Raw genomic sequence first — 19,844 nt, 5'->3', positions numbered from 1 at the left:
GTCCTCAGTGCGTGATGATCTTCGGGGCGATGCCCTGGAGCGGACCGGGCAGCGCATCCATCATCTCACCAATCTTCGGCAGCGAGTGACGGCCCTGGAACACGGACGCCAGACGCGGGCGCCAGTAGGGATTGAAGAAGTTCGGCTGCTCCGCCCAGTTGCCCGGCCGGTGGTAGTAGGACTGACCGCGGGAGATGACGTTCAGGCCTTCCACCAGGCCGAGGAACTTCTTCCGGTTGTTGAGCATCTCCAGGCCCTCCGAGTCGGGCGTGAAGGCGAACTTCACCTTGCCTTCGTCGTTCAGGAGCGCGGGTGCGTTGGTGCCCGTGCCGTCCTTGTTGTCACGGTTCACGACCTGCTCCGGGTCCTTGTTCAACGCCACCCAGGCGGTGGGCTGGTTGAAGTCCGCCTGGCGGCGGGCCGGGTTGGACATGGACGCGTTCGCCGTCGGGTTGCACACGGCGCCGAGCTGACCGGGCTCGAAGTGCATGAACGGCGTCAGACCGCCCCAGGGGTGGTGACCGTCCTGCACGGGCCGGACGTTGGCCGCGAAGACATCCGTGCGGGCCCAGCAGATGAACGCCAGTTCCAGCACGCAGATGCGCGAGCGGTGCAGACCCACTTCACCCTCGGGCCGCTCGGCCGCACGTGGCCCTGCCAACGCTCCGAGTTGTTCGTGTAGTTCACGCGCCAGTGCAGACCGCCACGGGTGCGACCACTGTCCGTGTCGTTGAGCGCCCAGATGCTCGTCTTCGTCATGTGGCGGTAGGGCAGCTTGGCGGTGTTGTTGTCACCCTTGCCCTTGCGGTTGTCGCCGAAGCACTTCCAGTAGTCGTCGTTCTTGGTGCACGACACCGGGTTGTCCGCCTTGCCCACGCCCACGTCGATCTCCGCGGGGCCGAACTTGAGCCAGTACGGGTCGTCCGAGCCGATGTTGTCACCCTGCGCCGTCATGCCCCACGGGCTGAGGTTGTCGTTCCAGTCGCGGATGTAGTTGCGGCCATCCTGGCCGGGACCCCGCCCCGCCCGGAGGACGTTGGCGTTGGGGAAGGTCGCGGACAGCATGCGCGTCTGGCCAATCTTGCCGAACTCGAAGATGCCGGGGATGTCGACGCCGCCGTTGAAGAAGTCCCGCATGAAGCCGAGCATGTCCGGCAGCGGCAGCAGGTCACCCATGCGACGGCTGGTGATGAAGCCCTGGGGGCAGGCGCCGCCGGTGGCGTCACACGCGTAGCGCGTGGCGTTGGAGATGCCACCCATGGAGCGCTTGGCGCGAGCGATGGGGTCATTGGCGGCCTTCTTCGTCACGTCCAGCGCGCCGAAGGGGTTCTTCCAGGTGTTCGGCGTCAGCGGCTTGCCACCCGCGTGCGGGTTGTGCGCCTGGCTGAAGAGACACTGGCTGTAGATACCCGTCGCGAGCTGACTGGCCAGCGAGGAGATGTTGCTGTCGTTGTCGTCGATGACCGTCTGGGTGGTCTGCGTCACGTGCGTGGACGCGGACATCATCACCGCCTGCGACGCGAAGTACATGACGCCGTTCAACACACGGTGCGCAGGGATGATCCATTCACCGATGATCCGGTCCGGGTTGGCGGAGCGGATGACCTGCTGGATGGGTCTCAAGAACATGTTTCTGTACGCGGTCATGATCCGGCCAATGGCCTTGATGACGGCACTCACGTACGGAATGACGTTTTCGAGAATGGGACAGGCTATCTTCCAGAAGAGATTGCTCGTCTTGCCCGCGCACGGATTCAACGTGCGCATGAAGCCGTAGATGTCCGTGAGGAAGGCCTCAGCGGAGTAGATGAGCGACAGCAGCGACTGCCACATCATCGCCGACACGTAGTGAGACACCTGCGTGCGGTTGGCATACGCGTAGAAATTGAACGCGCGCGCCTCCATGGCGGCCATGGAGTACGACGCTGAGTCCGCCGTGTTCTGAAGGCGGATGCGCTCATGCACCGTGTGGCCGATGTTGACGGTGGTCAACACGGCGATGGACATGATCAACACCATCAGGGCGGCCAGCACCAACGCCTGGCCTTCCTGGCGGCGGAAACTCTGTCGGAGGGTCCGGGTGAACATGGGTCGGGAGTCCTCTTCCTCTTACAGACCCCAGTCGGGGTTCAGATGCATGATCCACTTGCGGTGGAAGTTGGACTGCATGCGCATGCTGTAGGTGGCCGTCAGCGGCATGAAATACCGCTTGCCGGCCAGATTCGAAACGATGGGGATGCTGCCGTTGGCGAGCATCCAGAGCACGGTCATCTCGAGCGGATAGACGGAGTCGTATCCCATCTCGTGCTCGATACCGCGGGCCCCCGCGAGCAACGGGGTGAGGTTGCCGCGGCGGTTCATCATGTTCGCGCGCGGATCCACGGTGCTTCGGTCGATGGCGCCTCGCAGCGCCATGCCCGCGTTCGAAGCGAACCAGGAGTAGAAGATGATGGAGTTCGCGAAGGGCACCCGCAGTTGGTACCAGTAGCGAAGGCGGATGGTGAGACGCGTGGACTTGCGGAACACCAGCTCCGCGTCGTCCGGCTCGGGCAGGTTGAAGAACTTGCGGATGTGGTTTTCGAGCGACGGAACCTCCGGAAAGGAGTCCGCGCCGTCGAAATCCAGCTCCTGCCAGTTGTAGCCGCTGCGCAGCTTCCACATCGAGTCGATGGGCGTGAAGTACGCGGGACTGATGGTGTCCACCCGGATGACGCCGAACAGGTTGGACCCGTTGACCGTCCGGGGCACGCGGCCACCGCCGAAGTTCAACGTGCGCATGCCGGAGTCGTAGAGCTGGTGGATGATGAACGTCTTCCCCAGTTCGACGATGTCGTCCGTGCGTCCCATGGTGGGAAGCAGCGCCACGATGGCGGCGTCGTGCATGCGCTCGTTGTTGCCGTTCCACACGATGCCGGCACGCGCGGCCTGGTAGGCGGCGTACTCCGTCATGAGCTTCGCGTGCTGCATCATCGTGAGCTGGATGATCCCCAGCGTCATGAAGACGGCGAGCGGCATGATCATCGCCGCTTCGACCGCGGCTTGACCCGATTGCCGGCGAGACGCCCCCTGCGTCCCCGGCTCATGTGCTTCCTGTCCCATGAAGCCATTATCCCGGGACAGGTGTCGGAAGCGCATCGGTCAAATGGACAGACCTGCGCCTACGTTCTCTCCCATTTCCTGAGAAAGCACCGACAGCTATTTCGGGGGGTTACCGCGCTCCGTAGGCGCGAGACGTCGCTCCGACTCACGCGTGAGCCGCCGGCGGGCCGCGCTGGCGGCGCTCGAGCCGGGGGCTTCATGTATCACGAGGTTACACGTCTCGACGCCCGCTGAATACATACCCAGGGCGAACTCAGCCTCACACAGGCGGTTCAACAAATCCAACCGCTCGGATCCGGAAGCCCCCGCCGCCAGCGCCGCGCGGATCAGCCCGGCCTCCTGGGAACGGTCTCCCGCCTGGGAAGCCACCCTCGCCTCCTGTGACAACACCGTCACGGACGCTTTCGATGGCCGGGCAGCGGACTGCGCCGGGACGGACTGCTCCTTGCGCATCACGGGGGCGGAGGCACCCTGCGGGGAGCCAATGGCCGCCACCTCCGACGGTGCGCCCGGCGCGGGTTCACCAAGTGGCTGGCCCTTGGGCGGAGGCGGAGGCGCGACCTCGGCCTCGGCCTTCGCCATGGCGGCGGGCGCATCCCTGTCCGCGAAGTCATCGGCGGCAGCGGTCTTCTTCTCAGCCCGAGACATCCCCACCCGGAGCGAGTCCCGCGGAGGCACGTTCATGGGGGCTTGGGAGTCCGGCACGCGCCGCTCCGCCATGACGAGGGACTCCTCGTCGTCATGAGCCGCACCTTCCGAGAGCGCGAGCTTCGAGGCGGGCGCGGGCGCGGGCGCCTCCGCGCGAGCCCGGGCGCTCGTGGACGGCGCATACTTCGATTTGCTGGCGCTCTCCTGGCTCCCCCGCTTGCCCAGGCCGCCACCACTTCCCGCGTTGGCCCAATCGTCCGCGCGCAGGCGCTCCTGCCCCCCCAGGTCCGCCATTCGCGCGTTCTTGCTGGGCCCGGACGGCTTCTGGGCCTTGTCGCCATCCCACTCCGGCGCGGAGGCCATCAACTCCGCGGGAACCTTCACCCCCGAGGGAGGAGGCACCGGAGCGGGTGCGGCGGCGGTCGGGGCCGGCGCGACGGGCGCCGCAGGAGCTGGCGCGGAGTCCTTCGCGGCCCATGGCGACTGCACCTCGGCCGCGCGCAAATCCGGCTGGGTGAGCTCGGGCGAGCGGGCCTGAAACGTCACGATGCCCAGGGTGCTGACGGAGGCCAGCCCCACCACCGGCAACAGCCAGCGGCGCCAGCGGCTCGGCTTCGGCTCGGGCCCCGCGGCGGCGCGTCGCGCGGCCTGCTGGGCGTACGCCATCAGCGACTCCAGCCCCGCGTCCGGCGCGGACTCCACGGACAGTTGGGACATGGTGGCACGCACGCCGCGGATTTCATCCAGGGCCTGCGAGCAGCGGGCACAGCCCTCCAGGTGTGCCTCGACGAGACGGGCTTCGGGCACGGGCAGCTCGCCGTAGGCGAAGTCGAGCAACCGGTCCTCGTGCGCGTGCGCGTTCTGAGGATTCATCCCACCACCGTCCTTCCGTCCTCGGCGAGGTCGCCGTCCACGCCCATCTCCGCCAGGCGGCGGCGCAGCCCCTCGAGTGCGTAACGCATGCGGCTCTTCACCGTGTTCTCGGACACGCCCGTCACCTCCGCGATGTCCTTGAAGGGGATGCCGCTGTACTCACGCAAGGTGAAGACCTCGCGTTGCTCTTCCGGAAGCGCCGCCAGCGCGCGCTCCAGCATGGGACGCAAGCGGGCGTTGTAGGCGCCGCGCTCGGGACTGGCGCCCGCGTCGGGGAGCCCGTCGCCCAGGGGGCGCGCCTCGTCCCGTTCCGAACCCGGTGACGGGGCGTCCAGGGAAGACGCCTGGCGGTAGCTCTCTTTGCGCGCGCTGTCCACGCAGAGGTTCCTCGCAATCGTGTAGAGCCAGGTCGTGAACTTCGCCTTGGGCGTGTATTCGCCCGCGTTCCGAACCACCTTCAGCCACGTCTCCTGCAGCACGTCCTCCGCCCGGGCCCGGTGCCCGGTGAAGCGAAGGATGAAGTTGAACACCGGCGTCCGGTGCTTGCGCACCAGCGCCTCGAACGCGCGCGGCTCCCCCGCCTGGAAGGCGAGCATCAGCCGCTCGTCTGAGGTTTCCGGTCCCAACACTCCCCCAACTCTCCTTGGAGCCACCCTCGCCCGGCCCGCTCCACCCACCGTGCCGTGTTAACGGGCCACGGGCCGCCAGGGTCTATCCCGGGCGCGGTCTTTGATAAGTGGCGAGAATGACAGGGACGGCCACCGCTGTCACGAGCGCGCCCTGCGCCAGCAGCACGGCCGGCAGTGGCTGCTGCAAATGCACGTAAAGGGAGCGGCCGAGCGCCAGTCCCAACAAAATCCCCGTCGACGTCCGCACCACGTTGGAGCCAGCCGCCGGCCGGAAGCGGCCCAGCGCCCAGTCCGCCAGCGCTGGCACCGTGAGCCCCAACACCACCGGGACGTCCAGCGACCCGTGAAGCGGCGCGCGAAGGGCGAACTGCGCCACCATCGCGGCCAGCATCACCGGGTAGGTCCCCAGGCAGCGCGCGCAGACGCGCACGCCGCCGAACAGGTACGTGCGGTTGTACTCATCCGGGTGATGATGGCTGAGCCAGAACACCGGTGCTTCCTCCTGGGGCTGCGTCGGACGGGGCCTCACGTGCATCGGGCTCCGCCAGGAAACAGGCCGCGAAGTGCCCACCGCCCAGAGGATAGGACGGAGGGACTTCTCGCCGACAACGCTCCATCGCATGAGGACAGCGTGGATGGAAGGTGCATCCCGGCGGCGGGGCCAGCGGGGACGGCGGCTCGCCCGGCACCAGCAGCCGCGTGCGCTGGTGCCCGGGCTCCGCCACGGGAACCGCGGACAGCAACGCCTGGGTGTAGGGATGGCGCGGCTGACGGTAGAGCGCGGCCGAGGGCGCCAATTCGACGATGCGCCCCAGGTACATCACTGCCACGCGCGTGGAGACGTACTCGACGATGTTCAGGTCGTGGGCGATGAAGACGTACGTGAGGCCGCGCTCGCGTTGCAGGTCCACCAGCAGGTTGACGATTTGCGCCTGCACGGACACGTCCAGCGCGCTGATGGGCTCGTCCGCCACCACCAGGTCGGGCCGCAGGGCCAGCGCCCGCGCGATGCCGATGCGCTGCCGCTGCCCTCCCGAGAACTCGTGGGGGAGCCGCTCCAACGCCTCGCGCGGCAGCCCCATGGCGTCCATCAGCGCCGCCACCTCGCGCGCCCGCTCCCCTGGCCCTCGCGCCAGTCCGTGGATGGCGAAGGGCTCCTCCAGAATCTCCCGCACCGTCAACCGGGGATTGAGCGAAGCGTAGGGGTCCTGGAAGACGAACTGCATCCGCTGACGCAGCGGCTGGAGCTCACGCTGCGACAGCCCGGTGAGCTCGCGGCCGTCGAAGCGGACCGAGCCCGCCGTGGGCTCCACCAGGCGCAACACCGCTCGGCCCAGGGTGCTCTTGCCGCAGCCACTCTCCCCCACCAGCCCCAGCGTCTCCCCACGAGACACGTCGAAGCTCACGCCGTCCACGGCCTTCACCGCGCCGCGAACCCGGCCCAGCACGCCACCGCGCACGGGGAAGTGAACCTTCACGCCGTCCACCTGGAGCAACGGGGTCGTGCTCATGGCACGGGCACCGGGTTGTGACAGGCCGCCCACTGTCCTTCTCGAGGGGCCGTCAGCGCCGGCGTCACCCGCGCGCAGATGTCCTGCGCACGGTCGCAGCGCTCCCGGAACGCACAGCCCACCGGCAGCTTCCGCAATGACGGCACCATGCCCGGAATGGTGCGCAGCCGCTCCCGGGCGCCCGCCCCCGAAGCGCCGCGCCTCGACGGAATCGAGCGGAGGAGCCCGGCCGTGTACGGATGCGCGGGCCGGGAGAACAGGGCCTGCACCGGCGCGCGCTCCACCACGCGGCCCGCGTACATCACCACCACCGCGTCGCAGCTCTCCGCCACCACGCCCAGGTCGTGGGTGATGAGCAGCACCGCCATGCCGCGCTCCGCCTGGAGTCTGGCGAGCAGATCCAGAATCTGCGCCTGGATGGTGACGTCCAGCGCGGTGGTGGGCTCGTCCGCGATGAGCAGCGCCGGATCACACGCCAGCGCCATGGCGATCATCACCCGCTGCCGCATGCCGCCCGAAAGCTGGTGGGGATAGGCATCCACGCGCTCGCCCGGGGCGGGAATGCCCACCTGCCGCAGCATCTCCACCGCGCGCTCCCGGGCCTGGGCGCGCGAGGCGCCCAGGTGCAAGCGCACGCCCTCGGCGATCTGCTCGCCCACGGTGAAGACCGGGTTGAGCGACGTCATCGGCTCCTGGAAGATCATCGCCGCCCGCCGGCCGCGCACCTGGCGCAGCTCTGGCTCGGACAGCTTCAGCAAGTCCCGTCCCTGGAAGCGCACCTCGCCGCCCACGACACGCACCGGAGGCTCGGGCGCCAGGCGCAGCAGCGACAACGCCGTGAGGCTCTTGCCGCAACCACTCTCCCCCACCACCCCCAGCGTTCCTCCGGGAGGCAACGCGAAGGACACGTCGTCCACGGCCCTCACGGGGCCCGTCTCCAACGCGAGCTCCGTGGTGAGCCCGCGGACGTCGAGCAACAGCTCCTCGCCCGCGGGTGGCCCGGCGGCCATCACTTCTGGGCCAGCTCCTCCAGGAATTCGGACTCCTGGATGACGCCCTTGCGGATGAGCAGGCGGATGAGGCTGGCGACCATGCGGGCCGGCTTCACCTTCTCCGTGTCGAGCTCGGCGTCCTCGCCGCGCGAGATGCGCTCGATGTCGTCGAGGACGGCCAGGTCCTCGTCGGAGAACTGCGGCGTCGGCGTGAGTGGCACCGAAGGCCTCGAGCCCTGCGCGGCGCCGCCGAACACCACCACCGGCACCCGCGGCTTGCCCTCGCCCGCGTCACCGTCCGCGTCGGGAGGGGGCGGCGGAGGCGGACGCACGGGGGCGGCGCCCTTTCGGCCGAGCAAATCATCCAGCGCGTCCGCGCCGGGCTCCCCATCCGTGGCCTCCGGTGGCGGTGGCGGCGGCGAAGCCGAGCCTCGAAACGCGGGGGGACGGGCGGCGGGCGGCGGAGCAGGCGGGACGGACTTGGGCACGGGCTTCGGAGCCTCCGGAAAATCCCATTCGAGCGGAGCGGCGTCAGCGGCCACGGGAGGAGGCGGGACACCCTCGTCCTCGTCCAGGGCCACGGCTTCCACGATGTCCAGCGGCTCGCCCCGGACGCGCGCGAGCGCGGCATCCAGGTCATCCGAGGCCGCGACGAAGACACGCATCTGCTTCTGGAGCTGGAAGCGCAGCTCGTCCACGAGCGTCACGTCGCCCGGGTCATCCACCGCGACGTGGATGCGCTCGCTGCGGCCTTCCATCTCCACTCGGAAGGGCACGATGCGGTGCTCGGACTGGAAGTCCGCGGACACCAGCCCCACGACGGAGGACGGAAACTCCTCGGGCAGTTCGACGAAAGGCAGCGCGTGCTGGGCGGACAACGCCCGGGCAATGTGCGTGGGCGTACACAACCCCTGCTCCACCAGCACCTCACCCAGTCGCTGGCTCCCGTAGACGCTCTTGCGCCCCAGCGCGACGCGGACCTGCTCCTCCGTCACGACGCCAGCCTCGACGAGCAGTTCACCAATCTTCTTGCGCATGGAGGGCTACCGCTTGACCTTCGCGAGGTACTCCTCGCGGCTGAACACGCCCTTCTCGATGAGCAGCTCCACCATCGCCTTGAGGGCGGCGACTTCCTTGCGCTGCACCTCTTCCACGCTGCGAAGCAGCTCCGCGGGCGTGCCGGACGGCGCCGGAGCACGGGCCGCCGGGGCCTCCGGAGGGGGCGGGGGCCGGGCGGGAGCAGGCGGGGGCCGGGGCGCGGTCGCCGCGGCGGCGGCCGGATCCAGGTCCTTGAGGTTCTTCACCACCGTGCGGCCCTGGGCGTCCACCACCTTGAAGTTGGTGTCGGCGTCCTCCAGCTCGTGGTTCTGCTCGTAGATGCGGGCGAAGGCGCGGGCAATCGAGGTGCGGCCCGCGACGTTGGGGATGATCCGGCACTTGGAGACGGCGCGCAGCTCGTCCAGCATGCGCACGTTGAGCGGATCCGCCATCGCCACCACGAGCGACTTGCCGTCGTCTCGCAGTTGGAGCGGCAGCACGGAGAAATCCCGCGCCGTCTGCGCCGGAATCTTCGCCTTCACGTGCGGCTGCACCATCTGCACCGCGTCCAGGTTCACCGCCGGCATCCCGAGCTGCTTGGACAAGGCGCGTACCAGGATGTCCTCCGAAACGAGGCTCATCCGAACCAGGATTTCGCCGAGCTTGCCGCCCCACTTCGCCTGTTCGGCGAGCGCGGCCTTGAGCTGGCTCTCCTGAAGCACGTTCGCCTTGATCAGCAATTCTCCAAGCTTGATCTGTGCCATGTCGTGGCGCGCACTCTAGACTGTCTCGGCAGCGTGCGCCGCTTCTTCCGCGCCTGGCCGGTCAGGAACCCGGCGCCAGGGGCGCGGCCGACCCGGATCCCGCCCCCCCGGGAGGCTGCTCCCTGCCGGATGCGTCCACCTCCACTACCCGTGCGCCTTCGGGCGGCGCGATTTCATAGAGGGTCAGGTCCGGCCGCGCGTTGAGTTTGATCTGCTGGTAGCGAACCTGGAGCTTCGTCTTCGCCTGCTTCGCATCCAGCTCCACCCGGCCCGGGAAGATGAGGTCCCCCTGCTTCAGGAAGTCATCGAAGCCCAGGTCGTAGCCCGGGATGCCCCGCACCATGCTCTTCATCACCCGCAGGTACTTGGTGTGAACGTGCAGAATCTGGGTCGCCTTGCCCCGGAACAGCGTCAGCACGTAGACGCCCTTCTTGCGGTCCAGCTCCAGCGTCATCCGCTCCGGGGGAATGAGCGGCACCTGCCCGAGCATGATGGGCACCAGCTCCTCGCCTGGCAGCATGACGGGCAGGAAGCGGGACACGTTCGCCGGGCTCGCGGGTCCCTGGTACCAGGTGTTCGTGTCCGCTTGATACAGGCCGAACCGCTGCCCGTCGGACGTCAGGGAGGCGAGCGGCCTGTTGAAGAAGTCGAACGTCTCCAGGTGCAGCATGGCCGGCCGGGTGACGGCGACGAACATGCTCAACGTGCCACTCTGCTCGGGGAGCTCGGCGCGAAGCTTCGCGTCACCCTCCAACGTGACGACGTTCTCCTGGTTCTTCACGACGCGTTGGTACACGGTGTCCGCGTCCGTGAGTTCCCCTTCGGGACCGAACTCGATTCGCTTGGGGCAACCCGAACAGAGCACTACCAGGAAGATTGCGGCGGCTGCGCGGTTCATATCTCCTAGTCTGGGCCATGCCGCCCTGCCCGGTCACCCACCAATGAGCCTGAACGACATCCTTCATTACCTTCGCATCGGTGGCGTCACCCTCGCCATGCTGCTCTTCGCCTCGGTCGCGGCGCTGATTGTCGCCGTCGAGCGCATCATCGCGCTCTGGGGCGTGGGCGAGCGCTCGCGCGCCTTGGGTGAGACAGTGAACAAACACCTGCTGCGCGGCGACGTCACGGCCGCCCGCACCGCCGCCGAGCGGTCTGACGCGGTGGCCGCCGACATCTTCCTGGCCGGGTTCGACCGGCTGGAGCGCTCCCGCCTCGCCGGGGGCACGGGCATCGAGGCCGCCGTGGAGCGCGAACGCGCCCAGGTGGCCCTCAAGCTGCGCCGCTACCTCTGGATCCTCGCCACCATCGGCTCGATTACCCCCTTCGTCGGCCTCTTCGGCACCGTCGCCGGCATCATGCGCTCCTTCAAGGACCTGGGCCTGGACGTGGAAGCGGGCGGCACGGGCGGCAGCTCGGCGGTGATGACGGGCATCTCGGAGGCGCTCGTGGCCACCGCCGTGGGCATCCTCGTCGCCGTGCAGGCGATGGTCTTCTACAACTACTTCCAGGCCCGCCTGTCGCGCGTGCTGGTGGAGCTGCGCTTGCTTGGCGACGAGTTCGTCGAGCTGCTCAAGGAGCGGGCCGCCGGCCTGCCCCCCGTCGAGCCCCCGCAGACGCCGCCCGAACCCCAGGCCGCCAGCGCCACGCGCGCGGACGCCCAGCCCGCCTGAGCCCCAGGAGAACACACCATGGCCATGGGCAAGACACCGGGCGGCGATGACGGCGAGGAAGGCGTCTTCGCTGAAATCAACATCACCCCGCTCACCGACATCTTCCTGGTGCTGCTCATCATCTTCATGGTGACCAGCTCCGTCATTGTCCAGCAGGGACCGGGCGGCGGCGCCAAGGCGGGCCTCAAGGTGAACCTGCCCAAGGGCGGCGCCGCGGACGTCACCGCGCGCACCACGGATTTGTCCGTGGCGGTGCTCGCGGACGGCCGCTTCATGCTCGCCGGCAACGTCGTGTCGCAGGAGGAGCTGCAGCAGGCCTTCGACGAGGCCAAGCAGAAGGACGAGGAGACGGTGGTCATCGTCCAGGCGGACGAAGGCGTGCCCCACGGCACCGTGGTGCAGGTGATGGAGCTGGCCAAGAAGGCCGGGCTCGCCCAGCTCGCCATCGGCGTGCGCGAAGGCGAATAGCCGCTCGCGGTCTGGAAACACGAAGGCCACCCAGGGCGGACAGCCCGGGTGGCCTTTGGCGCTTCAGGCGCCCCGCCCTTCAGCGGGGCGCGGACTTCGAATCAGACGCTCGCGAAGGCGGCGTCGGAGATGTCCATCGGCGAGGTGTCCTCGATGGTGAGCAGCTTCGCCGCCTTCTCCACGTTGGGCAGCACGTTCCGCGCATACCACAGGGCGCTGTACTTCTTGCCCTCGTAGAACGCGACGTCCGGGTGGCCCGCGGACAGCTCGGCCTTCGCCTTCTCCGCGATGAGCGCCGCGTCCAGCAGCAGCCAGCCCACGGCGACCTCGGACATCATGTCGAGGAAGCGGTTGGCGGACAGCGGGATCAGCGGGAACTTGCTGCCGTCCTGCGACCAGCCGAACACCACCATGGCGCTGGCCATCAGGGCCTCCTGCGCCGCGGCCAGGGACTTCACGGCCTCGCCGTAGACGGCGTGCTCGCGGTGGGTCTCGATGAACGAGCCCACGTCGCCCATGAACTGCTGGAAGTGCATGCCACCGGCCTGGCCCATCTTCCGGCCCACCAGGTCCATGGCCTGGATGTGCGTGGTGCCCTCGTAGATGGAGAAGATCTTCGAGTCGCGGGTGTACTGCTCCACCGGGTAGTCCTGGATGTAGCCGGCGCCGCCGTAGATCTGGATGGCCTGCGCGCACAGGCGGAACGCCTGCTCGGAGCTGTACGCCTTCACCAGCGGCGTGAGCAGCTCGACCTGGCCCTTGTGGTAGGTGGCCGCGTCGTCATCCTTGCCGGCGAGCTGGCGCGCCTTGTCCAGGTGCATGGCCAGCTTGATGATGAGCGAGCGGATGCCCTCCACGTGCGCCTTGATGTCCAGCAGCATGCGGCGGACGTCCGGGTGCTCGATGATGGCGGCGCGGGGCGCGGTGGGGTCCTTCCACTTGGTGAAGTGGGAGCCCTGCTTGCGGTCCTTCGCGTAGTCCAGCGCGTTGTAGTACGCGGCGGACGCCAGACCGATGCCCTGGATGCCCACGGCGATGCGCGCGCCGTTCATCATCTTGAACATCTGGCTCATGCCGACGTGCTCGACGGTCCCTACGAGCTCGCCCACACAGTTGTCGCTCTCGCCGAAGTTGATGACACAGGTGGCGGAGCCGTTGATGCCCATCTTGTGCTCGATGGAGCCCACGCCCACGTCGTTGGCCGCGCCGGAGCTGCCGTCCGCGTTGATGCGCAGCTTGGGGACGATGAACAGCGACAGGCCCTTCGTGCCGGGCGCGGCGCCGTCAATGCGCGCGAGCACGAGGTGGATGATGTTCTCCGCCATGTCGTGGTCGCCGCCGGAGATGAAGATCTTCGTGCCGCGGATGTTGTACGTGCCGTCCGCGTTGCGGCGGGCCGTCGACTTGGCCGCGCCCACGTCCGAGCCGGCGTGCGGCTCGGTGAGGCACATGGTGCCGCCCCACGTGCCGTTGAGCATGCGCTCCACGAACTGCTTCTGCTGCGCGGGGGTGCCACACTCCGCGACGACCTCGGCGGCGCCGAAGGCCAGGCCGGGGTACATGTTGAACGCCGAGTTGGCGCCCGACAGCAGCTCCTCCACCGTCACCTGGAGCATCATCGGCGAGCCCTGGCCGCCGTGCTCCGGGCTCACGCCCACCGTCTTGAAGCCCTGCTCGTAGAGCTTCTTCCACGCGTCCTTGAAGCCCGTCGGCGTGAAGACGGCGCCGTTCTCCACCCGGCAACCCTCGCGGTCGCCCACCGAGTTGAGGGGCCCGAGCACCTCACGCGCGAAGCGGTACGTCTCCGTCAACACCGCCTTCGCTTCGTCGGAACCCCAGGCCTCGAAGGGGACCTGGCCGGCAACCTGGCCGAAGCCGAACTGCTCGAACAGCGTGAAGAAAATCTCTCGAAGGTCGGTCTTGTAGGTGTTGATCCCGGCGGACATGGCCACTCCTGCGTGACGGCTCGCTGCCCACCCTGGTTGAAAAAGGTTGAGGTCAGCGGCGCGTTGAGACGCAGGAAGTGTGGCGGCGACTGATTTTTGAGTCAACCCCGAATGACACCTCGCGTTGAGCGGCGGTCACAACCGCCACTCAGGACGCGGTGCGTCTGGCTACTTCTTCGCCTTCTTCGCAGTGGGAAGCGAGGCTGTCTTGGCCGCCGGCTTTTCCCGGGGAACCGTCTTCTTGGACGAGACGCCAGGGAGGCGCTCATCCGAGTCCTCGTCCTCCGCGCCGGGGGCGGCGACGCCGGACGTCCCCGCGGGCGCCGCGGCATTGGCGCTGGCGTTGCTCAGGCTCTCGCGCGGCACTTCCACCATGATGGGGGACTGGCCGGAGCGCTGCCGGTTCTCGTCCTCCAGCGAGTAGAAGAGCTGGATCTGCGAGGAGCCCTTCATCACCAGTTCGCCCTTCTGGTTCTCCGCCCAGAGGTCGATTTCGACGAAGTAGCGGCCACCCGAGCCGTGCCGGTCGCTCACGCGGCCCTTGCAGACGACGGTGTCACCCGGCCACACCATCTTGATGAAGCGCACGTTGTAGCGGCGCATCTGCCCGCCGCGCGCCCAGTCGCTGATGAGCTGGCCGAGCATGCCCATGACGAGCATGCCCGGGGCGTACACGCTCGGCATGCCCACGCTCTTGGCGTAGAGCTCGTCGACGTGGACGGGGTTGAAGTCACCCGAGGCGCCCGCGTAGCGCGACAACTGGACGCGGTCGACGGGCGCCTTGGCCAGCGCGGGAAGCTCGTCCCCGACGCGGATGGCTTCGAAGTACAGCTTGCGCGCGGGCATCACGGGGTCTCCTTGGCGGCGCGGACCACCAGCGTCCGGCGGGCGCGAAACACGAGGTTGCCTTCCTCGTCACGGCCTTCGTCCTCGATGACCGCGATGTCCATCTTCCCGGACATGCCCGGGCGCTCGAAGACGTCCGACACGCGTGTGGAAACGTAGATGCGGTCTCCCGCGAAGATGGGCCGCTCGTAGTCGAAGCCCTGCTCCGCGTGGAGCAGGCTCTTGATGCCCACGCCCAGCAGCTCCCGCAGGTCCGCCGCCGAGTGGAAGGACGCGGGGAACGTGGGGGGCGCGATGATGGTGGGGTACCCCGACGCCCGGGCATACTCCTCATCGTAGTAGATGGGATTGTAGTCCCCGATGGCCTCCGCGAACCGACGGATGGCGCCCTTTTCGACCTCGTTCAGCGTCGGCGGCGAGGCGCGGCCGATCGCGTTCTTGTCCAGCATTTCCTCTCCTGACTCTAGCGTCCGGCCGGAAGCTCGAGCACCGTGAGGAGCCCAGCTTCAGCGGCCGTCAAGCGTGGCGCGGCATTCACCAGCGCATTCGCGGTGGCCCGGTCGCCCGCCACTCCCCCCGGGATTTCCAACACCAGCTTCGGGTCAGCGTCGATTTCGATACGGTCCTTGGGCTCGTCCGCCCCCACCGCGATGGTCAACTCCAGCCGCACCCGTTCCTGTCCGTCCTCCAACCCCACCACGGACTGGAACATGCCAGCCACCCGCCCCTTCCGGACCGGGAACGCGCCGCCGGAGATGTCCTCCTCGGCGAACACGGGGGCTACTTCTTCTTCGAAGTCGTCGCAATCCAGCCCCAGGCCGAGGGCCGCGAGCGCCGCCGACTCTACAAGGCCGACATGGCCCAGTTGCTCACTGTCCACCAGCTCGAAGAACTCGTCCTCGGTCAGCCCCGCGCCCACCTTGCGCTGGAGCGCTTCACGGCGGGTCCGGGCGTCCACCACGCGCGTCACCGTCGCGCGCCGGACAGGACCGCACACCTGACCCGCGGCCGCCACCAGCCGGTCCATCACGAAGCCCGGATTGACGCCCGTGCCCACCACCGCCACGCCCGCCTTCTGCGCGGCGGCGTCGAGCTGGTCCGCCAGCTCCGGGTACTTCAGGTGCGGAAAGGCCAGTTCCTCACACGTGCTGGCCACCGGCAGGCCGCGCTTCACCGCGTCCAGAATCTGGTCGATGACCTTCGGCAGCCGTGAGGTGGTGGCATGCAGGACGACCACGCCCTTGCGCTTGCCCACCGCCTGCTCCAACGAGTCCACCACCGTGATGCGGGGGGCAGGACCGCCCAGGACGTCACTCAGGGGACGACCCACCAGGCTGGATTGCACGTCCACCGCGCCGACGAGTTCCACCTCCGGCGAGGACATGGCGGCCCGGGCGATTTCCTGACCGATGAACCCCAGCCCCATCACCACCACCGGCACGGGCCCTTCCGGGGCTTTTGCCATCGGAGATTGCTCCACGATTCCAAGGGGTTAGCGCTACAGTTCAGCGTTGCCGCGCACCATAAATCACACCTTGGCGGGCAGGCAAGCGTGACGTGGTTCTACCACTCTTCCCGAATGGGAGAACCTCCAAGGATTTCCAAGACTTAGAAGCCCACTGGAGGCCCTGGGGGTCTTTTGGGGCCTGCTACCAGCGTGTATAAAGCTGTACAGGCACGCTGTCCTGGAGGCACCTTCGGCATGGATCGCATCCTCGTCGTGGACGACGACGTCCTCATCCTGGCCGCTCTGTCCCGCATCCTCCAGACCGAGGGTTACGACGTCGTCACGCACAGTGACCCGGCGGTGGCCGCGCGCGAGGTGGGCTTCCAGGTCGTCCTGACGGACTTCATGATGCCGTACCTCAACGGCATCGAGCTGCTTGGTGCACTGCGGGAGAAGAACCCCAAGGCGGTGCGGCTGATGCTGACGGCGGCGGCGGACTTCCGGACCGCCTCCGAAGCCGTCAACCGCGGTGAGGTCTTCCGCCTTCTGGGCAAGCCCTGGTCGCTCAGCGACCTGACGAGCAGCGTGCGGCAGGCCTTCGCGCACTACCGGCTGGTCGAGGCCAACGAACGGCTGCAGCGCGAGGTGGCGGAGAAGAACGAGGAGCTGGTCGCCATCAACCGCGACCTGGAGCGCCGCGTGGTGGAGCGCACCACCGGGCTGCTCGATGGGCTCATCAGCGCGCTGGACTACCGCGATACGGAGACGCAGTGGCACTCGCGCCGCGTGTCGCTCTACTCGCGGCGGCTGGCGCAGGAGGTGGGGCTCTCGGGCGGGGCGCTCGACGTGGTGGAGCAAGGCGCACTGCTGCACGACATCGGGAAGATTGGCGTGCAGGACTCCATCCTGCTCAAGCCCGGTCCACTCACGCCGGACGAATGGGTGGAGATGCGCAAGCACCCGGAGTTCGGCTACCGGATGCTCGCGAAGATGCCGTACCTCCATGAGGCGGCGCTCATCGTGCTCCAGCACCAGGAGCGCTGGGACGGCAAGGGCTACCCGCAGAACCTGGCGGGTGAGGACATCGTACTGGGCGCGCGCATCTTCTGCCTCGCGGACACGGTGGACGCGATCACGTCCGACCGGCCCTATCGCAAGGGGCGGCCCATGAGCGTGGCCCGGGACGAGATCCGCCGGTGCGCTGGGACGCAGTTCGACCCGGCGCTCGCGGAGGCGTTCCTCAACATCCCGGAGACGGAGTGGCAGCGCATCCGGCAGGAAGTCGAGGCCATGGAGGCCGAGGAGAACGCTCGCTGGAACAGCAACCCGCTGGGCCCTCCAGCGCCCCTGGCGAAGGCCAGCGGCGCCTGAGCCCACGCTGATTCACAGGTGCCTGGTCCACCGCGAGAGTGACGCCGCTGTCCGGGAACATGGTGAGCCTTGCAGCGGACCTTCGCTCGCTGCGGGGGCGATGGGCACGCAGGGCGACCATTGCGCCGCCCGGCAACACCGAGGCCCCGCGGCGGACCTTCCATTTCCGTAGAGGAACCAAGCCCTGACAGGGCGCCGGTTCCACCGCGAGGGTGACACCACGGTGCGGTGATGCGACTGGCCTTGCAGCGCCCTTCCGCGCGCAGCGGGAACAACAAGCACGCAGGACATCCTTTCCACGGCGAGAAGGACGCCACAGTCCGGTGACACCACGGGCTCCTCAGTGGCCCTCCGCTCGCTGCGGCTGCGCTGAGCCTTCAGGGCGCCAGTTCCACCGCGCGCACTTCGCGGATGACGTCGCCTTCCAGGAGCGCGTCCACCACGTCCATGCCGGACACCACCTCGCCGAAGGCCGTGTAGCGGCCGTCCAGGTGCGGCTGCGGCGCATGCGTGAAGAAGAACTGGCTGCCGCCCGTGTCCTTCCCCGCCAGCGCCATGCCCACCGTGCCCCGGAGGTACGGCCGGCGCGTCATCTCGCAACGGATGGAGTAGCCCGGTCCACCCTCCCCGTCCCCGCGCGGGTCTCCGCCCTGCGCCACGAAGTCCGGCACCACGCGGTGGAACGTCACGCCGTTGAAGTAGCCCTTGCGAGCCAACGCGTGCAGGTTGCCAGACGTCAGCGGCGCCTCATCCACGTCCAGCCGCACGGTGATGTTTCCCTTGTCGGTGCGGAACACCAACCCCGCGCGCGCTGGCGCCGCCTGCGGCCGGAAGGTGTACGCGGACTGCGGCACGCGCGTCGACCGCACACGCTGCCCTGTCAGCTCGCTCAGCGCCTGCGCCGCCACGCGCCGCACGTTGGCGTGCGGATGCTCCAGCCACTCGCGAAGCCGAGGCTCGGCCGCGCGCCCCTGGAGCGCGACCAGCGCCCCCGCCACGGGCTCCGCCAGGTCTCCCGGCGTCTGGGGCACGCGTGCCGCCAGCGCCTCCACCGCGGCCAAGGCTTCCGCGTCCTTCAACTGCCCCGCAGTGGCCGCCGCCGCGCCCGCCACCACCGTGTCCTCCCCTTCGATGAGCGGACGCACCGCGGCCGCCGCTTCGGGCACGGGCCGCGCCGCCACGACCTCCAACGCCGTCAGCTTCACCCGCGCGTCCGGGTTGCGCAGGTACTTCACCGCGAAGCCCGCGCCCCCCTTCCCCTTCGACAGGGCCACTTCACGCAGGCCCAGCGCGAGCCGACGCGGCTCCGGGATGTGCCCGTACCCACAATCGAGGACTTCCTTCAGCGTTCCCACCTGCCGGTCCATCGCGGCCGCGAGCCGGCAGTCCAGCCAGGCGAGGTCCGCACGAGCCACGTCCGAAGCCGCGCCCCGCTCCGCGTCCGCCAGGGCCAGCCGGAGCGACTCGAACACGGGCCGGCCAAAGTCGGGCAGCCCCTGCTGCGCCAGCGCCAGGAGCGGATGACCTTCCGCGGACCGCGCCAGCGTCTCGACGGTCGTCTTCGCATCGCCCGCCGCCTCTGGAGGCGCCATGCCTCGCGCCACCCGCTTGGCCCGGACCGACAGCGCATCCAACGCATCCACCGCCGTGCACGGCGCGCTGCAGGACGCCGCCAGCTTCGCCAGCGACCGCGCCGCCTCCGACGCCACGCGCGGCGAGGGGTCCTCCAACAGCCGACCCAGCACCACCGCGTCCTCGGGCCCGCCCACGTCGCCAAAGCCCTTCGCGCACAGGGCCCTCACGTCCGCGTCCTCATCCCCCAGGCAGCGGCGCAACGCGGCCAGGGCCTGCGGGCGCTTCACGGTCGACAGCAGATACGCGCCGCCCCGTCGTGCATCCACCGGCCGCTCCGCCGCGAGCAACGCCTCCGCCGACGCCAGGGGCACCTGCGCCGCCACCGCCGCGCCCCGAACCCGCGCCGCCACGCCCAGTGCCTGCGCGGACCGGCCCGCCAGGGCCCCATCGCCGTCCCGCATCCGCTCCGCCAATCGAGTCACCGCGCCCGGCGTCCCCAGCCGCCCCAGGGAATCCAGTAGCGTCCGTCGCACGTCCACGTCCGACTCGGAGCGCTCCGCCTCCAGCAACACGGCCTCCAGGGACGTGAGCTCCGCCTCCAGGAGCGGCTCCCACGAAAGCGCCATCTCCCCCGCGGCGAAGGCGGCTTCCCCGCGAACGTCCGCTTCGGCGTCCTTCAACCCCGCGAGGACGGTCTCCAACGTGGCGGGGTCCTGGATTCGAGCCAGCGCGCGCAGGGATCGAGCGCGAACCCAGGCATCCGAAGCACGGCCCGCCAGCGACACCAGTTCGCCATCCCCCAGCGACCGCGAGTCCTCCCAGTCCTGGATGCGCGCGAGCGTCTGCGCGTCCAGAGGCGGCGTCTCCACGGGCGGCACATGGCGGACGCAGCCGGTGAGCAGGGAGAACGTGACGGCACAGGCGGACAGGGCACGAACGGAGTGCGAGCGGCGCATGGCGCGGGCCT

General features: G+C 68.9%; 17 protein-coding genes and 1 pseudogene. 3 read left to right on the top strand and 15 right to left on the bottom strand.

Annotation, left to right across the window (positions count from 1 at the left end; translation table 11 throughout):
• Positions 1–4 precede the first annotated feature (4 nt).
• The 10 genes and pseudogenes from A176_RS10800 to A176_RS10755 all read right to left on the bottom strand — a co-directional run bounded on the left by A176_RS10800 (position 5) and on the right by A176_RS10755 (position 10,452).
• Positions 5–2,088, bottom strand: a pseudogene (locus A176_RS10800) (Tad domain-containing protein).
• 21 nt (positions 2,089–2,109) lie between these two features.
• Positions 2,110–3,099, bottom strand: coding sequence for a TadE/TadG family type IV pilus assembly protein (locus A176_RS10795; RefSeq protein WP_044890854.1), 990 nt, complete (start codon positions 3,097–3,099; stop codon positions 2,110–2,112).
• 96 nt (positions 3,100–3,195) lie between these two features.
• Positions 3,196–4,620: an anti-sigma factor family protein gene (locus tag A176_RS10790; protein ID WP_002636724.1), complete on the bottom strand. Its 1,425-nt coding sequence runs from the start codon at positions 4,618–4,620 to the stop codon at positions 3,196–3,198.
• Complete coding sequence (locus tag A176_RS10785) at positions 4,617–5,249, bottom strand: RNA polymerase sigma factor (RefSeq protein ID WP_002636725.1); 633 nt, start codon at positions 5,247–5,249, stop codon at positions 4,617–4,619. The genes A176_RS10790 and A176_RS10785 overlap by 4 nt, the downstream gene beginning before the upstream one ends.
• Positions 5,250–5,331: 82 nt before the next feature.
• A complete protein-coding gene (locus tag A176_RS10780) occupies positions 5,332–5,739 on the bottom strand; it encodes a DUF2085 domain-containing protein (RefSeq protein WP_002636726.1) in 408 nt (135 codons plus the stop codon).
• Complete coding sequence (locus A176_RS10775) at positions 5,708–6,760, bottom strand: ABC transporter ATP-binding protein (RefSeq protein ID WP_044890827.1); 1,053 nt, start codon at positions 6,758–6,760, stop codon at positions 5,708–5,710. Before A176_RS10775 ends, A176_RS10780 begins: the two co-directional genes overlap by 32 nt.
• On the bottom strand, positions 6,757–7,770 hold the full coding sequence (locus A176_RS10770; RefSeq protein ID WP_193409839.1) for an ABC transporter ATP-binding protein: 1,014 nt from the start codon (positions 7,768–7,770) through the stop codon (positions 6,757–6,759). Before A176_RS10770 ends, A176_RS10775 begins: the two co-directional genes overlap by 4 nt.
• Complete coding sequence (locus A176_RS10765; RefSeq protein ID WP_002636729.1) at positions 7,770–8,789, bottom strand: cyclic di-GMP-binding domain-containing protein, MshE-related; 1,020 nt, start codon at positions 8,787–8,789, stop codon at positions 7,770–7,772. The genes A176_RS10770 and A176_RS10765 overlap by 1 nt, the downstream gene beginning before the upstream one ends.
• Before the next feature lie 6 nt (positions 8,790–8,795).
• The gene (locus tag A176_RS10760) at positions 8,796–9,554 is read right to left on the bottom strand and encodes a cyclic di-GMP-binding domain-containing protein, MshE-related (RefSeq protein ID WP_002636730.1); all 759 of its coding nucleotides are present in this window, start codon (positions 9,552–9,554) and stop codon (positions 8,796–8,798) included.
• A gap of 61 nt (positions 9,555–9,615) precedes the next feature.
• Positions 9,616–10,452: a DUF4292 domain-containing protein gene (locus A176_RS10755; RefSeq protein WP_044890826.1), complete on the bottom strand. Its 837-nt coding sequence runs from the start codon at positions 10,450–10,452 to the stop codon at positions 9,616–9,618.
• A 43-nt stretch (positions 10,453–10,495) separates the two neighbouring features.
• On the opposite strand from A176_RS10755, the gene A176_RS10750 reads away from it, so the two are divergent.
• Positions 10,496–11,224 (top strand): MotA/TolQ/ExbB proton channel family protein, encoded by a 729-nt coding sequence (locus A176_RS10750; protein WP_002636732.1) that lies wholly within the window; start codon positions 10,496–10,498, stop codon positions 11,222–11,224.
• 18 nt (positions 11,225–11,242) lie between these two features.
• Positions 11,243–11,692, top strand: coding sequence for an ExbD/TolR family protein (locus tag A176_RS10745; protein WP_002636733.1), 450 nt, complete (start codon positions 11,243–11,245; stop codon positions 11,690–11,692).
• 101 nt (positions 11,693–11,793) lie between these two features.
• On the opposite strand, the gene A176_RS10740 is transcribed toward A176_RS10745, so the two are convergent.
• From A176_RS10740 to A176_RS10725, 4 genes are all read right to left on the bottom strand, one after another.
• The gene (locus A176_RS10740; RefSeq protein WP_002636734.1) at positions 11,794–13,638 is read right to left on the bottom strand and encodes an acyl-CoA dehydrogenase family protein; all 1,845 of its coding nucleotides are present in this window, start codon (positions 13,636–13,638) and stop codon (positions 11,794–11,796) included.
• 168 nt (positions 13,639–13,806) lie between these two features.
• Positions 13,807–14,484, bottom strand: a complete 678-nt coding sequence (locus tag A176_RS10735; protein ID WP_002636735.1) for a MaoC family dehydratase — start codon at positions 14,482–14,484, stop codon at positions 13,807–13,809.
• Positions 14,484–14,933, bottom strand: a complete 450-nt coding sequence (locus A176_RS10730; RefSeq protein WP_002636736.1) for a MaoC family dehydratase N-terminal domain-containing protein — start codon at positions 14,931–14,933, stop codon at positions 14,484–14,486. Before A176_RS10730 ends, A176_RS10735 begins: the two co-directional genes overlap by 1 nt.
• A gap of 14 nt (positions 14,934–14,947) precedes the next feature.
• Positions 14,948–15,949: an NAD(P)H-dependent amine dehydrogenase family protein gene (locus tag A176_RS10725; RefSeq protein WP_002636737.1), complete on the bottom strand. Its 1,002-nt coding sequence runs from the start codon at positions 15,947–15,949 to the stop codon at positions 14,948–14,950.
• Positions 15,950–16,186: 237 nt separating this feature from the next.
• Here A176_RS10725 and A176_RS10720 point away from each other — a divergent pair, with 237 nt between their 5' ends.
• A complete protein-coding gene (locus A176_RS10720; protein ID WP_002636738.1) occupies positions 16,187–17,302 on the top strand; it encodes an HD domain-containing phosphohydrolase in 1,116 nt (371 codons plus the stop codon).
• Between the two features lie 377 nt (positions 17,303–17,679).
• On the opposite strand, the gene A176_RS37900 is transcribed toward A176_RS10720, so the two are convergent.
• Entirely contained in the window at positions 17,680–19,833 is a 2,154-nt protein-coding gene (locus A176_RS37900; protein WP_002636739.1) for a peptidylprolyl isomerase, read from the bottom strand.
• Positions 19,834–19,844 lie beyond the last annotated feature (11 nt).

The sequence above is a fragment of the Myxococcus hansupus genome (genome assembly GCF_000280925.3).
Classification (GTDB): Bacteria; Myxococcota; Myxococcia; order Myxococcales; family Myxococcaceae; genus Myxococcus; species Myxococcus hansupus.
Note: the sequence above shows the minus strand (reverse complement) of the source record. Positions and strands in the feature narration are given on the sequence as shown.

Bases quoted from the DNA above. Each gene is read 5' to 3' on its own strand.
- A176_RS10795 (WP_044890854.1), bottom strand. From the start codon at position 3,099: ATGGGACAGGAAGCACATGAGCCGGGGACGCAGGGGGCGTCTCGCCGG.
- A176_RS10790 (WP_002636724.1), bottom strand. From the start codon at position 4,620: ATGAATCCTCAGAACGCGCACGCGCACGAGGACCGGTTGCTCGACTTC.
- A176_RS10775 (WP_044890827.1), bottom strand. From the start codon at position 6,760: ATGAGCACGACCCCGTTGCTCCAGGTGGACGGCGTGAAGGTTCACTTC.
- A176_RS10770 (WP_193409839.1), bottom strand. From the start codon at position 7,770: ATGGCCGCCGGGCCACCCGCGGGCGAGGAGCTGTTGCTCGACGTCCGC.
- A176_RS10765 (WP_002636729.1), bottom strand. From the start codon at position 8,789: ATGCGCAAGAAGATTGGTGAACTGCTCGTCGAGGCTGGCGTCGTGACG.
- A176_RS10760 (WP_002636730.1), bottom strand. From the start codon at position 9,554: ATGGCACAGATCAAGCTTGGAGAATTGCTGATCAAGGCGAACGTGCTT.
- A176_RS10755 (WP_044890826.1), bottom strand. From the start codon at position 10,452: ATGAACCGCGCAGCCGCCGCAATCTTCCTGGTAGTGCTCTGTTCGGGT.
- A176_RS10750 (WP_002636732.1), top strand. From the start codon at position 10,496: ATGAGCCTGAACGACATCCTTCATTACCTTCGCATCGGTGGCGTCACC.
- A176_RS10745 (WP_002636733.1), top strand. From the start codon at position 11,243: ATGGCCATGGGCAAGACACCGGGCGGCGATGACGGCGAGGAAGGCGTC.
- A176_RS10740 (WP_002636734.1), bottom strand. From the start codon at position 13,638: ATGTCCGCCGGGATCAACACCTACAAGACCGACCTTCGAGAGATTTTC.
- A176_RS10735 (WP_002636735.1), bottom strand. From the start codon at position 14,484: ATGCCCGCGCGCAAGCTGTACTTCGAAGCCATCCGCGTCGGGGACGAG.
- A176_RS10730 (WP_002636736.1), bottom strand. From the start codon at position 14,933: ATGCTGGACAAGAACGCGATCGGCCGCGCCTCGCCGCCGACGCTGAAC.
- A176_RS10725 (WP_002636737.1), bottom strand. From the start codon at position 15,949: ATGGCAAAAGCCCCGGAAGGGCCCGTGCCGGTGGTGGTGATGGGGCTG.
- A176_RS10720 (WP_002636738.1), top strand. From the start codon at position 16,187: ATGGATCGCATCCTCGTCGTGGACGACGACGTCCTCATCCTGGCCGCT.
- A176_RS37900 (WP_002636739.1), bottom strand. From the start codon at position 19,833: ATGCGCCGCTCGCACTCCGTTCGTGCCCTGTCCGCCTGTGCCGTCACG.